14 protein-coding genes and 1 pseudogene are annotated in these 24,594 nt (G+C 56.9%); 12 read left to right on the forward strand and 3 right to left on the reverse strand.

Annotated elements, in window-relative coordinates; translation table 11 throughout:
* The first annotated feature begins 241 nt into the window (after window positions 1-241).
* The 9 genes and pseudogenes from fhuE (at window position 242) to EYY67_RS11675 (ending at window position 10,698) form a co-directional block, all read left to right on the forward strand.
* Window positions 242-2,464, forward strand: a complete 2,223-nt coding sequence (gene fhuE / locus EYY67_RS11635) for a ferric-rhodotorulic acid/ferric-coprogen receptor FhuE (RefSeq protein WP_131693533.1) — start codon at window positions 242-244, stop codon at window positions 2,462-2,464.
* A gap of 333 nt (window positions 2,465-2,797) precedes the next feature.
* Window positions 2,798-3,835: a dipeptidase gene (locus EYY67_RS11640; RefSeq protein WP_131693534.1), complete on the forward strand. Its 1,038-nt coding sequence runs from the start codon at window positions 2,798-2,800 to the stop codon at window positions 3,833-3,835.
* A 169-nt stretch (window positions 3,836-4,004) separates the two neighbouring features.
* Window positions 4,005-4,076, forward strand: a complete 72-nt coding sequence (gene pqqA / locus EYY67_RS11645; protein ID WP_013578120.1) for a pyrroloquinoline quinone precursor peptide PqqA — start codon at window positions 4,005-4,007, stop codon at window positions 4,074-4,076.
* Window positions 4,077-4,133: 57 nt separating this feature from the next.
* Window positions 4,134-5,042, forward strand: a pseudogene (pqqB, locus tag EYY67_RS11650) (pyrroloquinoline quinone biosynthesis protein PqqB); the annotation flags it as partial.
* Between the two features lie 15 nt (window positions 5,043-5,057).
* Complete coding sequence (gene pqqC / locus EYY67_RS11655; protein WP_095925529.1) at window positions 5,058-5,825, forward strand: pyrroloquinoline-quinone synthase PqqC; 768 nt, start codon at window positions 5,058-5,060, stop codon at window positions 5,823-5,825.
* Window positions 5,826-5,851: 26 nt separating this feature from the next.
* On the forward strand, window positions 5,852-6,109 hold the full coding sequence (pqqD, locus tag EYY67_RS11660; protein ID WP_229921234.1) for a pyrroloquinoline quinone biosynthesis peptide chaperone PqqD: 258 nt from the start codon (window positions 5,852-5,854) through the stop codon (window positions 6,107-6,109).
* Window positions 6,096-7,229 (forward strand): pyrroloquinoline quinone biosynthesis protein PqqE, encoded by a 1,134-nt coding sequence (gene pqqE / locus EYY67_RS11665; protein WP_408637244.1) that lies wholly within the window; start codon window positions 6,096-6,098, stop codon window positions 7,227-7,229. Before pqqD ends, pqqE begins: the two co-directional genes overlap by 14 nt.
* Window positions 7,230-7,236: 7 nt before the next feature.
* Window positions 7,237-9,468 carry a pyrroloquinoline quinone biosynthesis protein PqqF gene (gene pqqF / locus EYY67_RS11670; protein ID WP_131693535.1) on the forward strand — a complete coding sequence of 744 codons (2,232 nt, stop codon included), beginning with the start codon at window positions 7,237-7,239 and terminating at the stop codon, window positions 9,466-9,468.
* Between the two features lie 84 nt (window positions 9,469-9,552).
* On the forward strand, window positions 9,553-10,698 hold the full coding sequence (locus tag EYY67_RS11675) for a GGDEF domain-containing protein (RefSeq protein WP_131693536.1): 1,146 nt from the start codon (window positions 9,553-9,555) through the stop codon (window positions 10,696-10,698).
* A 37-nt stretch (window positions 10,699-10,735) separates the two neighbouring features.
* Here the strand turns inward: EYY67_RS11675 and lldD are convergent, their stop codons facing one another.
* Both lldD and EYY67_RS11690 read right to left on the reverse strand, forming a co-directional pair.
* Window positions 10,736-11,899 carry an FMN-dependent L-lactate dehydrogenase LldD gene (lldD, locus tag EYY67_RS11680; RefSeq protein ID WP_131693537.1) on the reverse strand — a complete coding sequence of 388 codons (1,164 nt, stop codon included), beginning with the start codon at window positions 11,897-11,899 and terminating at the stop codon, window positions 10,736-10,738.
* 438 nt (window positions 11,900-12,337) lie between these two features.
* Window positions 12,338-12,865 (reverse strand): DUF2778 domain-containing protein, encoded by a 528-nt coding sequence (locus tag EYY67_RS11690; protein ID WP_131637451.1) that lies wholly within the window; start codon window positions 12,863-12,865, stop codon window positions 12,338-12,340.
* Between the two features lie 189 nt (window positions 12,866-13,054).
* Here EYY67_RS11690 and EYY67_RS11695 point away from each other — a divergent pair, with 189 nt between their 5' ends.
* The 3 genes from EYY67_RS11695 to EYY67_RS11705 all read left to right on the forward strand — a co-directional run bounded on the left by EYY67_RS11695 (window position 13,055) and on the right by EYY67_RS11705 (window position 23,119).
* Entirely contained in the window at window positions 13,055-13,540 is a 486-nt protein-coding gene (locus tag EYY67_RS11695) for an Hcp family type VI secretion system effector (RefSeq protein ID WP_131693630.1), read from the forward strand.
* Window positions 13,541-13,760: 220 nt separating this feature from the next.
* Window positions 13,761-22,301 (forward strand): glycoside hydrolase family 94 protein, encoded by an 8,541-nt coding sequence (locus EYY67_RS11700; RefSeq protein WP_415838632.1) that lies wholly within the window; start codon window positions 13,761-13,763, stop codon window positions 22,299-22,301.
* A 113-nt stretch (window positions 22,302-22,414) separates the two neighbouring features.
* Window positions 22,415-23,119: an SDR family oxidoreductase gene (locus EYY67_RS11705; protein WP_131693539.1), complete on the forward strand. Its 705-nt coding sequence runs from the start codon at window positions 22,415-22,417 to the stop codon at window positions 23,117-23,119.
* Between the two features lies 1 nt (window position 23,120).
* Here EYY67_RS11705 and EYY67_RS11710 read toward each other — a convergent pair whose 3' ends face one another.
* Window positions 23,121-24,443 carry a HEAT repeat domain-containing protein gene (locus EYY67_RS11710; protein WP_131693540.1) on the reverse strand — a complete coding sequence of 441 codons (1,323 nt, stop codon included), beginning with the start codon at window positions 24,441-24,443 and terminating at the stop codon, window positions 23,121-23,123.
* Window positions 24,444-24,594 lie beyond the last annotated feature (151 nt).

The following is a 24,594-nucleotide window of genomic DNA, read 5'->3' on the forward strand; positions in this document are numbered from 1 at the left end:
CCCCTTCGCAGGGGAGGGAGCTATGCGACAACCCCCCACTCCTCCCCCGTCTGTAATACTTATTTACACCAGTAAACCCAATGCGTATTATTCTCATTCGCTTTATTAACCTGATATGTATTTCCTTTTTCCAGCCTTCGTTCCGGGGGATCCTGGCGGGGATATTCATGCTGATAAAGCCGTATTAATACAAAAAGGCAGTGGCTTAAAAAATAATAAAATAACCGTGTGGAGAGTATTTATGTCAACCGTTTCAGGGAATAGCGCCGTCATTGTCAGGAAAGACACACATCATCATTCAGGAAAGAAACTTTCACTTTCAGTTATCGCACTGCTCATTTCGTCATCTTTGCATTCTGCGTATGCGGCAGAAACCACTGCACAGAAAGCGGCGGACGATACGCTCGTCGTCACTGGCGAGAACAGTTCTGCAGGCGCAGCGGATACCGCCGCGACCGATTACAGCGTGCCGGTGACCACCGCCGGAACCAAAATGGCGCTGACTGCCCGCGACATTCCGCAGTCCGTCAGTATTATCAGCAAGCAACGTATGCAGGATCAGCAGTTACAGTCGCTCGGTGACGTGCTGAGAAACACCACCGGTATTCAGGAAAGCGTCTCGGATCTTGACCGCCGCACTTATTACGCCCGTGGTTTCCTGATCGACAATTATATGGTTGATGGCATCCCGACCTCCTTCGACCCGCGCTGGGATCTGGGCGATGCACAGTCAGACACCGCCATTTACGACCGTATCGAAGTGGTACGCGGTGCCACCGGTCTGATGACCGGCCCGGGCAACCCGTCAGCCTCGGTCAATCAGGTACGCAAACACGCCGACAGCAAAGAGTTTACCGGCAATGTTTCCGCGACTTACGGCAGCTGGAATAAACAGCGTTATGTGGCCGATTTGTCGACGCCGCTCAACGCCTCCGGCAGCGTGCGTGGTCGTCTGGTCACCGGTTATCAGGATAAAAACAGTTACGTTGAGCGTTACGGCGCGACCAAAAAATTCGTTTACGCCACCGTCGATGCTGATCTGACCGAGTCGACCCTGCTGTCCGCAGGCTACGAATTCCAGCAAACCAACACCGACAGCCCGACCTGGGGCGGTATGCCGCGCTGGTATCTGGACGGCAGCAAAACCGATTACCGTCGCGGATTTAACTCGGCACCGGACTGGGCATACAGCGATAAAGAAACCACCAAACTGTTCACCACCCTGAAGCAGTCCTTCGATAACGGCTGGCAGGCAACGCTGAACGGCACGCATACCGAATCCCATATCGACAGTAAAATGATGTACATCGACGGGACATTCGATAAAACCACCGGCGTGGGTGAATCCATGTATGCCGGTTATCCGGTCGTGGGCGGAACGGGCTATAACACCGGTAAACGTAAAGTGGATGGCGTGGACGCTTTCGCCAGCGGCCCGTACAACCTGTTTGGCCGTCAGCATGAACTGATGACCGGCGTCAGCTACAGCAAACAGCAAAATACCTATTACAGCTCTTTCGCCAACATCACCACCGAAGAGCTGGGTAACTTCAACGATTTCAACGGTCAGTTCCCTGAAACCGACTGGGGTCCGCGTTCTCTGGCGGAAGATAACACCATCCGTCAGAAATCTGCGTACATCGCCACCCGTTTGTCACTGGCTGATCCGCTGCATCTGATCGTCGGGGCGCGTTACACCAACTGGAATTCACACACGCTGACGGATCAGATCGAGAAGAACAACATCACGCCGTACGCCGGTCTGGTGTTTGATATCAACGATACCTGGTCCACTTACGCCAGCTACACCTCGGTGTTCCAGCCGCAGACTTACCGCGATATCAATGGCGGCTATCTGTCACCGGTTATCGGCAAAAACTACGAAGCGGGCGTGAAATCCGACTGGTTCAACAGCCGTCTGACCGCCTCCGTGTCCATCTTCCGCGCGGAACTGGATAACGTCGCGCAAAGCACTGGCCGCGTTATTCCGGGCACGACCGATACCGCTTACGAAGGTAAGAACGGCACCGTCAGTCGTGGTGTCGAATTCGAAGTCAACGGCGCACTGACCGATAACTGGCAGATGACGTTCGGCGGCACCCGTTACATTGCAGAAGATGAAAACGGTGATGCGGTCAACCCGCAACTGCCGCGCACTCAGCTGAAATTGTTCTCCAGCTACCGTTTGCCGATGTTGCAGGATCTGACCGTCGGCGGTGGCGTGAACTGGCAGACACACGTCTGGGATACCGTCCCTGGCCCAAGCGGCAACGGCACCCGTTACGCCGAGCAAGGCAGCTACGCGCTGGTCAACCTGTTCAGCCGCTATCAGGTTACGAAACAGCTGGCCGTGCAGGGCAACATCAACAACCTGTTCGACAAAGAATATGACACCAGTGTGAACCAGTACGTGGTTTACGGTGAACCGAGAAATGTGTCGGTGACGGCGAGTTATAGTTTCTGATTTGCTGAGGCCGCAGCAATAATTCAAATGCAGAATGTTTTTCTGTTTGCTCCTCTCCTGCGAAGGGGGCAATGTTTTTCAGTTTGCTCCTCCCCCTGCGAAGGGGGAGGTTGGGAGGGGATATTAAGTTCAAAATCCAAAAGTTAAAGTGTGCTTTGACAAAGAGTTAGCCGTTAAAACCCCCTCCCAACCTCCCCCTTCGCAGGGGAGGGAGCCGATCGAGTTTTTCTCCTCCGCATGAAAAGAAGTCAGTCAAATCACTTAACACCAACCAAACAAACCATTACATATTCCGCATACATTTTCGTGCTTTTATAAAGTACCATTAACATCATGAACACCATCCCTCATCTCCCTGTCTTTGACGGTCACAACGACCTGTTACTCCGCCTTTGGCTGCATGATGCAGCAGATCCTGCTGCCCTGTTTCTTGATGGCTCGCTGGAAGGACATCTCGACCTCAGGCGCTGTCGTCTCGGCGGCTTCGCTGGCGGGTTATTTGCTGTTTTCGTACCACCTGCTTCATATATGCCGCAACTGAAGCCCAACTCCCCTGTTGCGCCTCATGATGCTTTTGCCATTACTCAGGCACAGATTTCACTGCTGGAACGCCTCGAAATGCAATCCGCAGGACGGGCAAAAATCTGCCGTTCTGTGAGTGAAATTGAACACTGTATCGCCCGGGGCGTGCTGGCAATGGTGATGCATATCGAGGGAGCGGAGGCGCTTGGCGATGACGTCTCGCGGCTGGATCTGTGGTATGAAAAAGGGCTGCGCAGCATCGGGCCGCTGTGGAATTTACCCAATCAGTTTGGGACCGGCGTAAAGGGTGACTTTCCGGGATCGCCGGACACCGGTGACGGTCTGACGCCCGCCGGGCTTGACCTGCTGCGCGAATGCAACCGGAAGAAAATTCTGTTCGATGTCTCGCACATGAATGAAAAAGCCTTCTGGCAGACAGCGAAATTCAGCGATGCCCCGCTGGTTGCCACCCATTCCAATGTGCATGCGTTATGTCCGCAGCCGCGTAACCTGACCGACAAACAACTGGCCGCCATCGCCGAAAGTGACGGCTTTGTTGGCGTTAATTTCGGCACCGCGTTTTTGCGGGCTGATGGCAAACGCCATGGCGATACCCCGGTCACCGAAATTGTTAAACATCTTGATAACCTTCTTGCTAAACTGGGCGAAGAAAATGTCGGTTTTGGTTCGGATTTCGACGGTATCAATGTGCCGGACGCGCTGGGTGATGTCACCGGACTGCCGGTGCTGTTGCAGGCCATGTCCGATGCCGGTTACGGCGATGCACTGATCGAAAAAATCGCCTGCCGCAACTGGCTGAAAGTATTAAAGCAAACGTGGGGTGAATAGTTTTTCATCCGGCGTTTGCCCTAATCCCTGTGGCTTACAGGGCAATAGCGGTTTGGATCCATCGCAACATTTTTGTAGCCAAACCCGCGATATTTGACAATAAGCCGATCACCTGCCGCAATAAAAGGGGCAGTGAACTTACTACTGTTATCACCAAGAGGACGTAATTATGTGGACTAAACCTTCTTTCGAAGACCTGCGTTTAGGCTTAGAAGTGACCCTGTACATTTCTAACCGCTAAGCCCTTATGCCCACGGTTTACTGTGGGCATCTTCCTTCCCTTTCCCCTGGTTCTCACATGCAGATTATCGTACTTGGTTCCGCGGCAGGCGGCGGCTTCCCGCAATGGAACTGCAATTGCAGCAACTGTCAGGGTGTGCGCAATGGCACCATGAAAACGTCCGCCCGCACACAATCGTCGATTGCCGTCAGCGACAATGGCACCGACTGGGTGCTGTGCAACGCGTCACCGGACATTTGCCACCAGATTGCCGCCACGCCGGAACTGATTAAACACGACGTTTTACGCGGCACCGCTATCGGATCCATTATCCTGACCGACAGCCAGATTGATCACTGCACCGGCCTGCTGAATTTGCGCGAAGGCTGCCCGCATCAGGTGTGGTGTACGCCGGAAGTCCACGAAGACTTAACCACCGGTTTCCCGATTTTTACCATGCTTTCTCACTGGAATGGCGGCCTGCAACACCACGTTATCGAGCCGGAGAACAGCTTCTCCGTGGCCGTCTGCCCGAATCTGACGTTCACGGCTATTCCGCTGCTGAGCAACGCGCCGCCGTATTCGAAATATCGCGGCAAGCCACTGCCGGGCCACAATATCGCGCTGTTTATCGAAGACACCCAGACCGGCACCTCGCTGCTGTATGCGCCGGGACTGGGCGAACCGGACGATGAACTGTTGCGCTGGCTGAACAAAGCCGACTGCCTGCTGATTGACGGCACGCTGTGGCAGGATAACGAGCTGGCGACCACCGGCGTCGGCCGTAATACCGGCAAAGACATGGGCCATCTGGCGCTTGCCGAAGAACAGGGGCTGATTGCCCTGCTCTCTTCCCTTCCGGCAGAACGCAAAATTCTCATCCATATTAATAATACCAACCCGATCCTCAATGAATCCTCTGCCGAGCGGCAGGCGCTGACGCAACAAAATATCGAAGTCAGCCGGGACGGGATGCGCATCGAACTTCAGGGCAAAACGACCATGAGCATATCGACAACTCCGACGTCACCGATGACGCCGCAAGAATTTGAACAGGCGCTGCGTGCCAAAGGCGCGTTTTATCACATCCATCATCCGTACCACATTGCGATGCATAACGGTCAGGCGACCCGCGAGCAAATTCAGGGCTGGGTGGCGAACCGGTTCTATTATCAGACCAGCATTCCGTTGAAAGACGCGGCGATCATGGCCAACTGCCCGGATCCGCAAACCCGCCGCAAATGGGTGCAGCGTATTCTCGATCACGACGGTCATGGTGACAGCGAAGGCGGTATCGAAGCCTGGCTGCGTCTGGGCGAAGCGGTGGGTCTGGATCGCGACGTACTGCTTTCAGAAGAAAGGGTGCTGCCGGGCGTGCGTTTCGCCGTCGATGCGTACGTTAACTTTGCCCGCCGCGCCGTCTGGCAGGAAGCCGCGTGCAGCTCGCTGACCGAACTTTTCGCCCCGCAAATCCATCAGGCGCGTCTCGACAGCTGGCCGCAGCATTACACCTGGATCGAGGAAGAGGGTTACGGCTATTTCCGCAGCCGTCTGAGCCAGGCCAACCGCGACGTCGAACACGGTTTACAGCTGGCGCTGGAATACTGCGATACCGTCGAAAAACAACAGCGCATGCTGGAAATCCTGCAATTCAAACTCGATATTCTGTGGAGCATGCTCGATTCCATGACCATGGCCTACGAACTGAACCGCCCGCCGTACCACAGCGTGACGCAACAGGCGGTCTGGCATAAAGGAAGACTCCTGTGATCACCATTACCGAACACTACACGCCGATGTTTCGTCGCGGCTACCGCATGCAGTTTGAGAAAACGCAGGACTGCCATGTGATTTTGTACCCGGAAGGCATGGCGAAACTGAACGACAGCGCGACCTTCATTTTGCAACTGGTGGACGGCGAGCGGACGATTGCCAATATCATTGATGAGCTGAATACGCGCTTTCCGGAAGCCGGTGGTGTGAATGATGACGTCAAAGATTTCTTCGCTCAGGCCCATGCACAAAAGTGGATTACCTTCCGTGAACCTGCTTAAACCTGCGGTCAAACCGCCGCTGTGGCTGCTGGCCGAACTGACTTACCGCTGCCCGCTGCAATGTCCGTATTGCTCGAACCCGCTCGATTTCGCTAAACAGGAAAAAGAGCTGACCACCGCGCAGTGGATCAAAGTGTTTGAGGAAGCGCGGGAAATGGGCGCGGTGCAAATCGGCTTCTCCGGCGGTGAACCGCTGGTGCGTAAAGACTTGCCGGAGCTGATCCGCGCCGCCCGTGATCTGGGCTTTTACACCAATCTGATCACGTCCGGTATCGGGCTGACGGAAAAGAAAATCGATGCCTTTGCGCAGGCGGGTCTGGACCATATTCAGATCAGTTTTCAGGCCAGCGATGAAACGCTGAACGCCGCGCTGGCGGGCAATGCTAAAGCCTTCCGGCAAAAACTGGAGATGGCAAAAGCGGTGAAAGCCCACGGTTATCCGATGGTGCTGAACTTCGTGCTGCACCGCCATAACATCGATCAGATCGACAAGATTATCGACCTGAGTATCGAGCTGGAAGCCGATGACGTCGAGCTGGCGACCTGTCAGTTTTACGGCTGGGCGCAGCTCAACCGCGAGGGTTTGTTGCCGACCCGTGAACAGATCGCCCGTGCCGAAGACGTCGTACATCAGTACCGCGAAAAAATGGCCGGTACCGGTAATCTCGCCAATCTGTTGTTCGTGACGCCGGATTATTACGAAGAGCGTCCGAAAGGTTGCATGGGCGGCTGGGGCGCGATTTTCCTCAGTGTGACGCCGGAAGGTATGGCGCTGCCGTGCCACAGTGCGCGCCAGTTGCCGGTGGAATTCCCGTCGGTGCTGGAGAATACGTTACAGGAAATCTGGTACGACTCCTTCGGCTTTAACAAATACCGTGGCTTCGACTGGATGCCGGAACCCTGCCGTTCGTGCTCCGAAAAAGAGAAAGACTTCGGCGGCTGCCGCTGTCAGGCGTTTATGCTCACCGGCAATGCCGACAACGCCGATCCGGTGTGTTCCAAATCGGAGCATCACGGCAAAATTCTCGCCGCGCGCGAACAGGCCAACTGCACCAACATCCAGATCAACCAGTTGCAGTTCCGCAACCGCGCGAACTCTCAGCTGATTTTCAAAGGCTGATGCGCTGATGCTGCCTGCCATGCAGTCGCTGACGCTGGAAAACGGCTTGCGGGTCAACCTTCTCCACGATCCGCAGGCCACCCGTGCGGCCGCGTTGCTGCATCTGAATGCCGGAAGTCATCACGAACCTGCCGCGTTTCCGGGGCTGGCGCACCTGTTTGAACACGTGGTCTTTGCCGGAAGTCAGCAGTTTCAGGGCGATGACCGGCTGATGATGTGGGCGCAGGCGTCAGGGGCAAAACTCAATGCCACCACGCACGCCACCTCGACGGCCTGGTTTTTCGACATGACACCGGCACAGTTCGGAGCCGGTCTGGCGCGTCTGACCGATATGCTGGCACAGCCGCTGCTGACAGAGGATGCGGTCAGGCAGGAAGTGGCCGTGATCGACGCCGAATACCGCATGCTGAGCGGGCATGCGGATTCGCTGTGCGAGGCGGCGCAGAGTCTGGCCTTCGCGACCCCTGTGCAGTTACAGGATTTTCACGTCGGCCACCGCGCCTCTTTCGGTGATGATATCCCCGCGCTGCAACAGGCGCTGGTGCATTATCACCAGCAATTTTTCACCACTGACCATCTGATGTTATGGTTGCAGGGTCCGCAATCGTTCACCGACCTGACCGCGCTGGCTGAGCGTTACGGCAATGCCTTTGCTGCCGGGACGGGGGTTCACCCCGCGCCAGTGCAGCCGCTGGCGTTGCGTGAGGCGCGACATCTCCGGCTACGTCTCGACGGTTCACCACGGCTGCGTTTTTCGTTTCCGGTCACACCTTGCCCGGCTCTGACATTACTGCGTCAGCTGCTTGAAGATGAAGCACCGGACAGTTTGCTGGATCAGCTGCGAACGCAGGCGCTGGCTGACAACGTGCGGGTTTCGCTGCCGTACGCCTCTGCCCGTGACGCTATTCTCAGCATCGAATTTCTTGTGTGCGATACCACGTCTGCGTTGCGCGCCCGGCTGGAAACACTGTTCCACCACTGGCTGCAACAAATCCGTGATTTAAGCGCCGGACATTTACAGCATTACATCGCCCTGGCACGGCGGGAATTCAGCCGCCTGACACCGCTGGATCAGTTGCGCGCACAGACACTGGATTTCCCGCCCGCCGCACAAGATGGCTGGCAGACATTGCTCAGCGAGCTGCGACCGCAAAACATGACACGGCTGTGGATTGCTCCTGATGTTCAGGGAGAAAACACCGTGGTAAAAGGTTTCACCCTGCCGGTAAGCCTGAAAGCATGGCAGTCAGATTGTGACAACGTCACGGATCCGCCCTTTGCGTTTACCCTTCCGGCGGCCCCTGCCTCCCCTGAAACCCATGAAAGTGTTCTGACCACCGGCGCGCCGCTGACGGCGCAACAGGCCAGCCTCGCCCGCGCCAGCCTGCGCGCCCTCTGTGCGCAGTCCGCCCATGAAGGGCATTTACTGCTGTTCAGCTATGTGCAGGGCAACGGCTTATTGCAGCTCAGCGGACCGCAGGCCTGGGCAACGCGCACGCTGGTCAGGGCGCTTGAACTGCTGCGCGCCCCGCCACCCGCCGCGCTGGCACAGGGCAAACGGCTGTATGAACAGGAACAACGTCAGCTGGCATCGGACATCGCCATCCGCACGCTGCTGGCAAAACTGCCGGAAGTGGTCAGCGGCCCGTCAGGCGCAGTGCATGAATTCACCACCGCCGGTGACGATGCTGCGGTGCTGGTGTTTTGCCCGCTGGCGGAAAACACCGCTGAATGTCTGGCCGCCACGCAACTGCTCGCGGCTTTTCTGGAACCGACGTTCTTCCGGCAATATCGTGTCGAAAAGAATATCGGGTACGTAGTGAGTTGCCGTTTCCATCAGACCGCACGCCAGTCCGGGCTCCTGTTCGCGTTGCAGTCGCCCGCGTATGACACGGAAGCTTTACTGGGGTTTATCGGCGATTTTATCGCTGACATTCCGGCGCTGGTTGCTGAGATTTCTGCCGAAGCACTGACAGAAAAACGCGGTGCGCTGCGGGAATCGCTCAGCGTGAAGCCTGCCGACAGACTGGAAGCCGCGCGGCAACAATGGCTGGAGGAGTTTGCGTACGCGCCAGAATGGAATGAAGAGTCTGTTGCGGCGATAACAACAGAACAACTGCTGGCCTGTGTACGGCAAACGGACAACGTCCTGTCCGGCGAAGGAGAGGATTGTTTCGTCCTTAAAACCCCCTCCCCGCCTCCCCCTTCGCAGGGGGAGGAGCAAACCCAATACCCCTGAGACGGGCGGCATCCATTTCGCGGGGGAGGAGTAAGTACATGACTTCGGCTACACTATCCCCCATGCCCGATGTTAAGGATAAACATGCAAAATATTCCTCCCCTTCCGCAGGACAGCTCATTCGATACCCTGCTTGACCATTATAAAAAAGCCTCGCTGCGCACCAGCGGTCTCTGGCTGCTGATCGCCAATCTTTGTTTTGTGCTGTTTTTGTTTGGCCGCCACCAGTTCAGGGTCTTGCTGGATCCGCACGCTGACGTGGCGATCACCGGTCCGATGCTGGATAAGCTGGCGCTGGTTTTCCTGGTGTTTTTTATCATTCTTCTGCCGGTACTGCGCTTCATCCAATCACGCACACCGGCGATGGCGCTGGCATTTCTGGTCGGTCTGTACTGGGCGGTGGTGTTCCATTTCATGCTGATCAGTGACGCGCAACAACAGCTGGTCTTTCCGCTGTTTTGCATGCTGATTTTCACCGCGCTGATCGCGCTGTATCCGACGATGCCCATCCTCTACAGCTTTACGTCTCCGCTGTGGTTCTCATTGTTTTTCCATCTGATCCTGCTGAAGCCGGACATTCCCATTCTGGAGATCGCCGCGATGGTGGTCGCCAGTGTCCTGTTTGAGACCGCCCGTATCATGCTGAGCCGCTGGTTTGTGCTCTCCGTGCGGCGGGAATGCGATAACCAGTTGCTGGTCAGTAAGCTGGATAATCTGGCGCACTACGACCCGCTCACCGGCGTGGCGAACCGTCGTCAGCTCGATAATCAGCTGGAACAACTTATTGCACAGACAGAACGCTCTGGCGGCACGTTTTCCCTGATCATGATCGACGTGGATTTCTTCAAAAAATACAACGACCATTACGGCCATCAGGCCGGTGATACCTGTCTGATCGCCATTGCGGATTGCTTCAAACAGGTGGTCAGGCAACCGGCCGATCTGGTTGCCCGTTATGGCGGCGAGGAATTTGTCATCCTGCTGCACAGCGCGGCTGCAAAGGATGCCGAAGTGGTCGCGGAACGCATCCGGCAAAGCGTCGGGCAGGCTGCCATTCCGCATGCCTTGTCACAGGTAGCTAAAACGGTGACGGTCAGTCAGGGCATCATGCAATGGGCACCGGGAATGACCGCGCTGGAATTACTCAAACGCGCGGACGGCGCGCTGTATGACGCCAAACATGCGGGACGCAACGGGTATTGCGTGGGTAGTCCGGAACAAACGGTGTAAAAACCGGGCGCGGGTTCAGATCCGCGCCCGGCGCGTTTTATAACGTTGCGCGATGCACCTGATCTCGCCCGTACGCCAGCGAGTCCGCGCTGATATCAGCAATGGATTTCGCACCGGTCAGCGTCATCGCCACGCGCATCTCTTTTTCGATCAGGTTCAGCAGATTAGTCACCCCCGCCTCGCCCGCAGCGGCCAGCGCGTACACAAAGGCGCGACCAAGCAACACGCTGTCAGCGCCGAGGGCAATCATGCGCACCACGTCCAGCCCGGTACGGATGCCGGAATCCGCGAGAATAGTGATGTCGCCTTTCACCGCGTCAGCTATCGCGGGCAATGCATGGGCGGTGGATAACACGCCATCAAGCTGGCGGCCTCCGTGGTTGGAGACCACGATGCCGTCCGCACCAAATTTCACCGCGTCTTTCGCATCTTCCGGATCCAGAATGCCTTTGATAATCATCGGCCCTTTCCAGAACTCGCGGATCCACTCTAAATCCTTCCATGAAATCGACGGGTCGAAGTTCGCCGCCAGCCAGCCGATATAATCTTCCAGCGTGGTCGGTTTGCCGCGATAGGCCGAGACATTGCCCAGATCATGCGGTTTACCGTTCAGGCCGACATCCCACGCCCATTGCGGATGCGTCACTGCCTGCAACATGCGGCGGGCGGCGGCGTTCGGGCCGCTCATGCCGGAATGCGCATCGCGGTAGCGTGCGCCGGGCGTCGGCATATCCACAGTAAACACCAGCGTTTTGACGCCTGCGGCCTGTGCGCGCTCCAGCGCATTGCGCATGAAACCGCGGTCTTTCAGCACGTAAAGCTGGAACCACATCGGACGGTCGATAGCCGGTGCGACCTCTTCAATCGGGCAGACGGAGACGGTGGAGAGCGTGAACGGAATGCCTTTTTTCGCCGCCGCACGCGCTGCCTGCACTTCGCCACGGCGGGCGTACATACCCGTCAGCCCGACCGGTGCCAGTACCACCGGCATCGCCAGTTTTTCGCCGAAAAGTTGCGTTTCAAGGCTGAGATCCGACATGTTTTTCAGGATGCGCTGGCGCAGGGCAATATCCGCCAGATCGGCCGTGTTACGTCTGAGCGTATGCTCGTTGTAGGCACCGCCATCAATATAGTGAAACAGGAAGGGCGGCAGTTTACGTTTTGCCGCAGCGCGGTAGTCCGTTGATGCAGAAATGATCATTGTTTTCTCTCGTTTTCTTGCGCTCTTTTTCGTGGCGCTGTAGGGGTGTCAAAAGTGTAGTTGATAAACCCCGCGCGGGAGAAAACAATGCCGATAGACCCCGATATTTTTTACGAGACAGGGCATGGGGCGGGAGAAATGGGGACATCACGAAAATGCGCGGCGGATTAAATCCCGCCGCATGGATCGTATTCACGGATTTATCATTTATCGGGTTTGTTCAGATGCCGGAGTAAAAGCCTGACGATCAGCTTATAGAAAATAACTGTGATAACAGGACAAATAATAAATAGCGTCAATCCGATAAAGCCTTCTACGTCCGGTTCTCCAAATAACGCGGCTGCCTCATTCCAGAAGGTATATTGTTCTTTAGTCACAGGGTATGAAGGCCGCAGAATAAGAAAAGCCAGAACGTAAACGCCCACTGCAATTAATATTCTAAATCCCGTTGTCACACGACGCCTGCCCATTCAGGATCACCTCTATCATTCCATAACTCATTAAACCATTGGGTAATTCTGTCTGTCGGGTAGACATCAGGGCCTGACGAATAGCCATAAAATCACTGCGATGCTGAAGGGTGATACATCCATAGGATATCCCCAGCGGGCCGGGAGGATGCAAGCGAAAATTGCCTCGTTCCACCCCTTCTATCCATGTTTTGTCATCTATGGACCCATCGTCCCGATAAAGAGCAAACCACTCCGCCTTAATCACCGGGGTAGGCGTAAACCACGAATAGGAATCACGGATATCAGCCCTGACAACACCTTTCACCCCACCCGTTACTCGTTTCACAATATGATAGCGACCATAGGGAATTGGCCCCAGATTTGGAATTCCAATACAACTTGCCCTGTTGCGATACGCATCTTTGCCGGAGTAAGCCATGTAAGTACCGACCCCATACATCATCAATGGGCAGTAATCCGCATCATTAATGACAAACTTTCCTTGTAACGCCATGAAACCGCCTTTCTGAAATTGGACTTAAGGCGTGACACTACAGGAATCACAACACAAAAAACAGGCGATAAGATGGCTTTAATTGATAATAAAAATCTGAAAAGTCAGTTATTTACGACATCCGCTAATTGCATCATCAGGGATACGGGCATAAGGTTAATTCTCACTTCACTAAAAGGAATTAAAGCAATGCCAATACCCGCTTATATGTGGCTCTATGACGATGGCGGTTCCGCTATCAAAGGTTCAGTGGATGTTGCAGGCCGTGAAGGAAGTATTGAGATCATCGGTTTCAGCCACGGTCTGAATCTTCCCGTCGATAGCCGTAGTGGCAACATTACTGGAACCCGCACTCATTCGCCGATGATGTTTGAAAAGGAATTCGATTCGTCCAGCCCTTATTTGTACAAGGCCGTCGCAAAAGGACAAACATTAAAGTCAGCTGAGATCCGCTGGTACCGCATTAATGATGCCGGGCGCGAAGAAGTTTATTTTATTATGACGATTGAGGGCGTGAAAATTACTGGCGTGAACCCCGGAATGCCGAACGTTAAAATGTCCGGCAATTCGCAGATTAATCATATGGAAGCCGTATCAATGACGTACAACAAAATCACCTGGCACTGTGTTGACGGCAATATCAGGTACACCGATGAATGGAACGATCGTTCATAAATAAAGGGGGTTAACCCCCCATGTCTTTTACCCGGCAGTCAGAAAGCAAAACGGAAAAGAAAACCGACGCACATGGCATAAACAGACTAAGCTGAGGCGAGACGCCAGTCCGGGCGTCAGACCGTTGTGCCTCCCTGCCCTTTACCCACTTTTCTCTTTTTGTGAACTCTTATCGCAGCTCAGGCAACTGCCTTCTCGGGTCCGCACAGGGTATGTTGACGTGAAAAATGCTGTGATTAGCTGGTACAAAAGTAAAAGAGCACCCCCCGTTCTCACGCTTTCGCGGCGTCATCGCCCCGGCGCGAACGAACACACTGCGCCAATCCGCGCTGAATTATTTTCGGCCGACCAGATGGAACGCTTCGGCGGAAAACTCGCGCTCTCCCACAAACTTTCCCGCAAGAAACTGCCTTATTACCTGCTGAAACGTCTCGACGATAACGAAAAAGTCTTAACCCAAAGTTGCCTGATCCTCAGCAGCGGCGACAAAGCCAGCATCACGCCAGCCGGTGAATGGCTGCTGGATAACTTTTATCTGATTGAAGAACAGATCCGCGTGGTGCGTCAGCTGTTGCCGAAGAACTTCGGCAAGGGGCTGCCTTCACTGGGCGCACCGCATTTTTGTCCGCGTATTTACGACATCGCCACGGAAGTGGTCAGTCACAGTGACGGCCTGTGGGACATCGAAACCCTCACCCGCTTTCTCTCAACTTATCAGAGCGTGCGCCCGCTGACGCTCGGCGAACTGTGGGCTTTCCCCGGTATGCTGCGTCTGGCGCTGATCGAGAACCTGCGGCGCGTCAGCATTGAAGTGGCGGATGCCCAGCAGGAGCGCAATCTGGCCGACTTCTGGGTCAATAAATTGCACGACAGCGCGGAGAACGATCCGTCCGGTCAGATCATTGTGATTGCCGATATGGCACGCACCAATCCGCCGCGCACCAGCGCGTTTGTCGCCGAACTGGTGCGCCGGTTGCAGGGACACGGATCCATGCTGGCGCTGCCGCTGACCTGGGTGGAACAGCGCCTGAGCGAAGTCGGGCTGACGCAGCGGGAAGTGATCGACAAATTTAATCAGCAACTGGCGGCCAGCCAGCTTTCGGTCAGCAACAGCATTATGGGATTACGCCAGCTGACGGAAATGGACTGGGCAGATTTCGCGGAAAACCTCAGCGTGGTGGAGAAAATCCTGCGTGAGGATCCGGCAGGCATTTACCCCCGGATGCACTTTGATACCCGCGATAATTACCGCCATCAGATTGAACGTCTCTCGCGAAATTCACGCCATGATGAAGCCTTTGTCGCCTCGCGCGCCGTGGCGCTGGCCCGGCTTTCCGGCGACAATGCATTGCAACAACACGTCGGGTATTACCTGATTGGTGAAGGCCGCAAAGCACTGGAAGACGATCTCAGCGTGCGGTTCCCTCTGCTGACCCGCCTGCGCGCCCGGCTGAGCCAGACACCGCTGCTGTCGTGGCTCGGCAGTCTGTTGCTGCTGACCACCGCAGTGACCGCCGATGCGTTATACCGTTCCGCCCATCCGTCGCTGCACTGGCTGTGGTGGGCGTTGCTGCTGCCGGTGGTGCTGGTGGCCAGTCAGTTCGCGCTGAATCTGCTGAGTGAAATCACCACCCGCAGCCGTACCCCGCAACCGCTGCCGCGCCTGGATTTTGCCGGTGGTATCCCGGAAGAGGCCAGCACGCTGGTGGTGATCCCCTGTCTGCTCGGCAGCCGCAAAAATATCGGGACGCTGATCAACAGCCTCGAAGTGTGTTACCTCGGTAACGTGCTGCCGAACCTGAAATTCGCGCTGCTCAGTGATTTTCATGACAGCGCACAACAGCATAATGCGGATAACGACGCGCTGCTGGCTTTCGCCTCGCAACAAATTCAGCGGCTGAACCGGCGCTATCCGTCGCCACAGGGCGCGCTGTTTACCCTGCTTCATCGCGACAGTGAACTGAATACGCCGCAGGGCGTGTGGATGGGATACGAACGCAAACGCGGCAAGCTGAATGCGCTGAACCGCTGGCTGCGCGACGAAGGCGAACCTTTCTCACTGATCGAAGGCAGTACGCAGGCGCAACTGCGTGACGTGAAATACATCATCACCCTCGACAGCGACACCGTTCTGCCGCGCGATACCGCGCATCAGCTGGTGGCGGCGATGGCGCACCCGCTGAATCAGCCGGTGTACGACGCACAGCGCCGGCGGGTGGTGTCCGGTTACGCCATCCTCCAGCCGCGACTGGCGGAAGAGATCCCCGAAAACGGTCAGGGACGTTATGCCGCGTTATGCAGCAGCGTGCCGGGCAACGATCCGTACTCGTCAATGTCTTCCGATATCTATCAGGATCTGTTCGGAGAAGGCTCGTTCGTCGGTAAAGGCATTTACGACGTCGATATGTTTATCCGCGCGACGGAAAATACCTGCCCGGAAAACCGGGTGCTCAGCCACGACCTGCTGGAAGGCTGCTATGCACGTTCCGGCATGCTCAGCGATGTGGTGCTGTACGAACAATATCCGGATCATTATCTGGCCGATGTGGCGCGTAAAACCCGCTGGATCCGCGGCGACTGGCAGTTGCTGAACTGGCTGGGTTTTCGTGTCACTCAGGAAGACGGCACCCGCTGCCGCAACCCGCTGACCCCGCTGTCGCGCTGGAAACTGTTCGATAATCTGCGTCGCAGTCTGGTCGCGCCTGCCCTGCTGATCATCATTTTTTGCGCACTGGCCGTGGTGCCCAACACCGCCTACTGGCTCGGGTTTACCGGCGTCATATTGCTGTTTCCGGCGGGGGTGGCGCTGGTACTGGATCTGCTCAACAAGGGGCCGCGACGGTCGCTGTTTGCGCACCTGAAAAGCGTGGCGAAAGCCACCGTCAGCCGGCTCTCCCGCGTTTTGCTTTACATCATGACGCTGCCGCATGAAGCCGCCTATTCCGTGCACGCCATTGTGCTGACGCTGTGGCGTCTGAAGGTCAGCCACCGCATGTTGCATGAATGGGCAAGCGTGAATATCAGCGCGAAAAAAAGCGCGTTGTCACCGGAATATTTCTATCGCCGCATGTGGGCGAATCCGCTGGCCGGAGTGGCTGTTATTTTACTGTCCGCGACGGCACATCCGCCGTTGTCGGGTTTTGCCCTGCTGACCGGCGTGCTGTGGTTTGTCGCGCCGCGTATTCTGTGCTGGCTGAGTCAGCCTGCCCGCCGGGAAGTGCCGGATCTGGATGCACAGCAACAGCGTTCCCTGCGCCAGACCGCGCGCGAAACCTGGTCATTCTTTGAGGTTTTCGTTAATGAAACCGAAAACTGGCTGCCGCCGGATAATTATCAGGAAATTCCGCAGCCGGTGATCGCGCACCGCACCTCGCCGACCAATATCGGCCTGTCGTTGCTGGCGAATATCACCGCGTGGGATTTCGGTTACATTACCCAGGGCGACGTGCTGGAACGTACCAGTCTGACGCTCGATTCGCTGGATAAACTCGAGCATTATCGCGGTCACCTTTACAACTGGTATGACACACGCACGCTGGCACCGCTGAATCCGCGTTACATTTCCAGCGTCGACAGCGGCAATCTGGCCGGGCATCTGCTGACACTCAGCACCGGCCTGCGGCTGTGGCGCACGCAACCGGCGATGGATATTGATGCCTGGCTGAAAGGGCTGGAAGACACCCTGAAGATGGCGCAGACAGCGGATGACGCGTCGCGGGTGTCTGAACTTGAAGAGCTCCTGCACCGTGCGATGACCGGGAAAGGCGCGCAGGCGATTGAGCATTTACAGGCGGCCCGTGCGCTGATCCCGCTATCCGCTGGAAAATGGCTGCAAAGGCTGGCAGGCCAGCTCGATGCAGGCTTAAAAGAGTGGTCAGATTTTTACGGCGGTCTGTCGCCGGAAGCGCAACAACAGCCGCTGCCTTCGCTGCAATGGCTGGCGCAGCAAAACGGTCTGGAGGCACCGCAGCTTTCCCGCGCTATCGGGCTGGCGCGTCAGCGTCTGGACATTATCGGTGAACTGGAACAGCGCCTGAACGACCACGCTCAAATGGACTTCACTTTCCTTTACGATAAAAACACCCATCTGCTGACCGTCGGTTATAACTGCGACGCGCATAAACTGGACAGCGGAAAGTACGATTTGCTGCCTTCAGAAATTCGTCTGACCAACTATGTCACCATCGCCACCAACCAGTTGCCGCAAAAAAGCTGGTTCGCGCTGGGCCGGTTATTTACCGTGATCGACAAACAGCCATCGCTGATGTCGTGGAGCGGTTCGATGTTTGAATACCTGATGCCGCAACTGGTGATGCCCGCCTATCCCGATACCCTGCTGACGCAGATGTGTCAGACCGCCGTTGACCGGCAAATCACCTGGGGCCGTGAAAACAACGTGCCGTGGGGGATTTCCGAATCGGCGTATGCGGCCTTTGACCTCAGCCAGAATTATCAGTATCACGCGTTTGGCGTGCCCGGCCTCGGCCTGAAACGGGGTCTGGGTGAAGATATGGTGGTCGCGCCTTACGCCACCCTGATGGCGCTGATGATCCGCCCGCAGGAAGCCTGTCTGAATCTGACAGAACTGGAAAACTGCGGCGCACGCGGCGAATACGGTTTCTACGATGCGCTGGATTACACCCCGTCACGGCTGATCCGCGGGCAGATTTATATCGTGGTGCGTTCCTACATGGCGCACCATCAGGGCATGGGATTCCTGGCGCTGGCCAACGTGCTGCTGGGTGCGCCGATGACCGCGCGCTTTGCGGCAAACGCGGCGTTCCAGTCTGCCCGTCTGCTGTTGCAGGAACGGGTGCCGGATGCCGTCGAGCTTTACAGCCCGCGTCGCCACTTCGAATCCCACGACAACACCTTGCAGAAAGTGAATACCGAACTGCGCGAATTCAGCAGCGCCGACAGCCCGACGCCGGAAGTGCAGTTGCTGTCGAACACAAACTATCACCTGATGGTGACGCAGGCCGGGGGCAGCGTCAGCCGCTGGAAAGATATGACCCTGACCCGCTGGCGGGAAGATGCGACGCGCGACCATCGCGGGATTTTCTGTTACGTCAGCGACCCGGAATCCGGCGCGGTGTACAGCAATACCTGGCAGCCGTCCGGCAAACAAAAAGGCACGTATCACGCCGTGCTGACAGATTTCGGTGCGGAATTTAAACGCACGCAGGGATCGCTGACCCTGGAAACGCACATTGTGGTGTCACCGGAAGATGACGTGGAAATCCGACGCATGACCGTCACGCATCAGGGCCGCCATCCGCGCACGCTGGATATCACCACCTACGCGGAAGTGGTGCTGGCTCCGGCCGCCAATGACACCGCGCATCCGGCATTCAGCAATCTGTTTGTGCAGACGGAACTGGTGCCCGCGCAGGAAGGCATTCTCTGTCACCGCCGCCCGCGCGAACCGGATGAACAGTGCCCGTGGCTGTTTCATATGATGGCAATCCACGGTGCCGTTGAACGGGAAACCTCGTTTGAAACCGACCGTGCAGCCTTTATCGGCCGTGGTAATACCGCCGCCAATCCGCAGGCATTGCAGCATCACGCCGTACTGGGCAACAGCGCCGGTGCGGTGTTAGATCCGGTCATGGCGATCCGCCAGCGCATCCGCCTGAAACCCGGTGTGCCGGTGATAATCGACATGGTGTATGGCATCAGCGAGACACGTTTGCAGAGTCTTGCGCTGCTGGAAAAATACCGCGATCACCATATTGCTGATCGGGTATTCGAAATCGCCTGGTCACACAGTCAGGTGGTGTTGCGCCAGCTTAACGCCAGCGAGGACGATGCCGGTCTGTTTAACCGTCTGGCCGGTGCGCTGATTTTTGCCAGTCAGGAAATGCGCGGCGATGCGCAGACGGTTGCCGCTAACCGCCGCGGGCAGTCCGGCCTGTGGGGACAATCCCTCTCCGGCGACCTGCCCATTGTGTTGCTGACCATGACCAGCAGCGAGAATATCGGGCTGGTGAAACAGCTGATCCGCGCCCACAACTACTGGCGGCTGAAAGGGCTGAAAGTGGATCTGGTGGTGCTGTCCAATGACCCCGGCGGCTATCAGCAGGCGTTACAAAATCAGATCCTCGGGCTGGTGGCGTCCGGCGCGGGATCCAGCCAGACCGATATTCCGGGCGGTATTTTCGTGCGTAACGGCGAACAACTGACGCAGGAAGACCGCACCCTGCTGATGAGCGTCGCGCGCGTGGTGATCGACGACCGTCGCGGCGCGCTGGAAGATCAGCTGAATCAGCGGATGCAGCAGCCGCACGTCTCCCTGCCCGCCCTGCTGCCGGTGCGGTCGGTGGACAACAGCCCGCCGGTGCCTGCCCTGCCGCGTGATCTGACGTATTTCAACGGCCTCGGCGGTTTTTCGCCGGACGGACGGGAATACCAGATCCTGCTTAACGATGGCCAGACGACGCCTGCACCGTGGTCCAACGTGCTGGCGAATGCCGGTTTTGGCTCGGTGATTTCAGAAAGCGGTCAGGCGTATACCTGGTATGAAAATGCCCACGAATACCGCCTGACACCGTGGGAAAATGATCCGGTCAGCGACAGTTCCGGTGAAGCATTTTATCTGCGTGACGAGGAGACCGGCAGCGTCTGGTCACCGGCGCCGTTGCCGGTTCGCGACAGCGGCGGATACGTCACACGCCACGGTTTCGGCTACAGCGTGTTTGAACACACCGGACACGGCATCAGCAGTGAAATGACGGTGTTAGTCGCCGAACATGCGCCGGTCAAACTGGTGATGCTGACGCTGACCAATCTCTCAGGCCGCCCGCGCAGGCTCTCCGTCACCGGATACGCCGAATGGGTGCTGGCCGATCTGCGCGCCAAATCCGCGATGCACATTGTCACCTCTGCCGCGCAGGTAGCAAAAGGCTGCGGCGTGCTGGCGACCAATCATTACACCAGTAATGGCTCGCCGCGCACCGCCTTCTTTGCCGTCACCGGCGCACACTGCTCAGTGACCGGCGACCGCCGCGAGTTCCTTGGCCGCAACGGATCCGCAGCTTCTCCGGCCGCCATGAAAAATCAGCGGCTTTCCGATAAAACCGGGGCGACGCTGGATCCTTGCGGTGCGGTGCAGTCGGCGACCACCCTGATCGACGGCGACCAGCGCACCTTTATTTTTGCACTGGGACTGGGGCAAAACGCAGGCGATGCCGAAGCGATCATTCATCAGTATTTTGAGGAAGGCGCGGCGCAGGCCGAGCTGGATCGCGTTCATCATCACTGGCATCAGGTGCTGGATAAAATTCAGATCACCACGCCGGATAAATCGGTGGACTTGCTGACTAACGGCTGGCTGATTTATCAGACGCTCGCCAGCCGGATCCTCGCACGCAGCGGCTATTATCAGTCCGGCGGCGCGTTTGGTTTCCGCGACCAGTTGCAGGATACGCTGGCGCTGACGCATGCCGCCCCGCAGCGTATGCGCGAACAAATCCTGTTGTGTGCCTCACGACAATTCATTGAAGGCGACGTCCAGCACTGGTGGCATCCGCCGACCGGCAACGGCGTGCGCACCCGCTGTTCGGATGATTATCTGTGGCTGCCGCTGGCGATCAGCCATTACATTTCTGTCACCGGCGATCACGCCATCGCAGAAGAACGCGTGCCGTATCTCGAGGGACGTTTACTGACACCGGGCGAGGAATCGGTCTACGAACAACCGACCATCAGCACCACGCAGGAAAGCCTGTGGCAGCATGGGATCCGCGCGCTGAAACATGGCCTGAGGATGGGCGAACACGGCCTGCCACTGATGGGTGCGGGGGACTGGAATGACGGCATGAACCTGGTCGGGCTGGGCGGACGCGGGGAAAGCGTCTGGCTGGGCTTCTTCCTCTTTGACGTGCTCCAACGTTATGGGGCGCTGGCAGACATCCGGCAGGACGATGCCACCGCCGCATTATGTCGCGAACAGGCCGCGCTGCTCAGACAAAATCTTCACGATCACGCCTGGGATGGCGAATGGTATCTGCGCGGGTATTTCGACAACGGTGACACGCTCGGTTCGCACCTGAATGCGGAATGCCAGATAGACGCCATCGCCCAGAGCTGGTCGGTACTTTCCGGTGCAGGCACGCCGGAACGCACAGCCAGCGCGATGCAGGCGGCCGGTCAGCGGCTGGTGGATAACGACGCGGGGTTAATCAAATTACTGACGCCACCGTTTGACGGCAACGGCCCGAACCCCGGCTACATTCGCGGTTACCTGCCCGGCGTGCGCGAAAACGGCGGGCAATACACCCACGGCGCAATCTGGGCGGTGATGGCTTTTGCGAAACTCGGCAATACCGGTCGCGCCTGGGAACTGATGTCGATGATCAACCCGGTGAATCACAGCCTGACGCCTGCGGATGTCAGCCGCTACAAAGCCGAACCTTACGTGATTTCTGCCGATATTTACTCGGTAGAGCCGCACAGCGGCCGCGGCGGCTGGAGCTGGTACACCGGATCCGCAGGCTGGACATATCGCCTGATCACCGAATCCCTGCTCGGTATCACGCGGCACGGTGACGCCATTTCCATCCACAGCCAGTTACCGGACAGCTGGCCGGAAATCACCGTCACCTGTCAGCAAGGCAGCAGCCGCTACCTGATCACGGTCCGGAAAAGCGCGGGCGAATACCGCCTGACCCTCGACGGCACCGTGCTGCCCGATGACAAGATCCCGCTGACCGACGATGGCGCGGAACATCGGGTGGAGGTGGAACTGGGGGGGAATGCGTAAAGCCGGAGAGGCGGGTGCTGGCTTTCCCAGCCAGCACAAAAGCTAATCCAATAAACGCAGTCGTCCTGCCATCGCTCAGCTGTTAGCGTGATAAAAAACATAAGGAAAACATCATGAGTTTACGTCCTGTTGCGGTGGTAACCGGCGGCACCAGTGGTATCGGGCTGGCGATTGTTCAGGATCTGGCGCGCGACCATCAGGTCTATGCCCTTGGCCGTAATAAAGACAGCCTGACCGCGCTGCGCCAGCGTGAAAATATCGAGGCGGTGGAACTCGATTTGCTGGATTTTGCGGCGGCAGAGCGTTTTATCCGCGAGATACCGGCAATTGATGTGCTGGTGCATTCGGCGGCAGTTTCCAGACCCTTGCGGCTTGAGCAGGCGACGCCGGAAGACTGGCAGCAGCAGTTTTCCATTAATGTATTTGCACCGGCGCAGTTAACCCGTCTGGCGCTGCCTGCGCTGCGAAAGCAGGAAGGCCAGATTATCTTTATCGGTTCGGGATCAGGCACCAAAGCCGAGGGCGGCAATACGGTGTATTGTGCGTCGAAATTTGCTCTGAACGCCCTCGCCCATGCGCTGCGGCAGGAGGAAAGCGAATACGGCGTCCGGGTCTCCACGGTTGCACCGGGACCTACGGATACACCGATGAACCGCAAAACCCGTGAAAGTCAGGGCAACTTTGAGGCGATCGATTCGCGGGAATACAGCACGCCGGGATCTGTCGCGGCGGCCGTGCGTCTGGTGATCAGCGCCAGCGACGATACCCAGATTACCGATATCGCCGTCAGGCCACGACGTGATAAAGCGAAGCGCTGAGTCAGCATAAATAGAATTGCAGTTGTGTATACGGGCTATCCGTCAGCAGCGCCGCGAGTTGTTCACGTTGTGCTGCGGAAGGTGGTATCGCCGAACGGTTAACGCGTTGCTGCCATCCGGCGATTTCCCGTTGCGTCAGCGCCTGATTATCATCATTCGCATTCCGCAGCAGGAAAATCAGCCCGTCCCATTTATTCAGCCGGTGAACCAGCGAATACGCCAGCAGCGTGTGTTCCGCCGTCAGTGCCGTGGAGTAGCAGGTTTGAAGAGCGGACAATGTGATCAACAACTTGTGCCGTAACAGGAGTCGCCGGGCCGTTCTGGCCACGGCCAGTTCAGGATGGCTCAGCAGGCGGATGAGTCCTTCCCCCGCGTCGTCGCCTTTATGTTTAACAACAATGTTCAGTGCAGCGAAATACAACCCGAACGGCGACGCCGCCGGTACGTTGTCTGCCAGCGTCATTACCTGCGGATAGCGCAATTCATCCAGCCCGAGCAGTGCTGCCTTGCGGATTGCCGGACGGGCGGCCTCGTCGCGGAAGGTCTCAAGGTAAAACGCCAGCGGATCGCCATACACCTTCTGATACAAACGGCAGGCACGCTGACGCACCAGCCCGTTATTATCGGTCAGCAACGTTTCTGAAAGCGGTTTCTCAATGCGGAACTGATGGTCTTGCGCATACTGCAATACCTGCTGTTTTACCGGCGCAAAACGATCCTGAAGCAGCTGATGAAAAACGTCATAAGAGATCGTCTCTGGCGAGTTCAGTGCAAACTGTGCAGCGGTATATCTGACCAGCGGATCGCGCTGACGCATCGCGCACTGGAAAACCTGTGGCCACGGGAACAAATGATTTTTCAACAAAATGCGCAGGCAAAGCCGGGCGACATGCCGGTCATCCTCGCCGCATCCCGCCAGTAAGGTATGTTTGTTTTCGTCACGCGAGAGATATGCCACCACGTCGGCGACAAATTCACGGTGATCGGCTCGGGTGCATTGCAGCAGCCAGAAGATCGCCGGCAGATGCGCGACAAAATCACCGGCATGGTCAGGACGCATCCAGCGCCGCAGGCTGCTTCGCGCTGACCGCGCCACCTGCCCGACCCAGTCATTCACCCGTTCCACCAGTTCCGGTAATGCCGAGACATCACGTCTCAGGCCGAGGCACAGCACGGCGCGCTGGCGGATATGGCCGTTGTAGTGGCGGCTCAGCGTTTTAAGTTGATCTGTTTCACTCAGATCAGGCGCAGGAAAGCAGTCATACGCCGCACCGTTATTGAGCCTTTGTTTTATCTGCCGGAAGAGAAAATATTCTGCTGCCATGACTGCCCTGTCTTTATGAAATAAAAGATACGCTAACCCTTCTATCACAATCATCCCGTCCGGCAAACCGGAGAGCCGAACGGGATCCGGCGGGCTCTCCGGTTTTTTCTCACAAAATCCTGACATTTTTTAACTTGATACAGATCATCGA

This window comes from Rahnella victoriana (genome assembly GCF_004330295.1).
Classification (GTDB): Bacteria; Pseudomonadota; Gammaproteobacteria; order Enterobacterales; family Enterobacteriaceae; genus Rahnella; species Rahnella victoriana.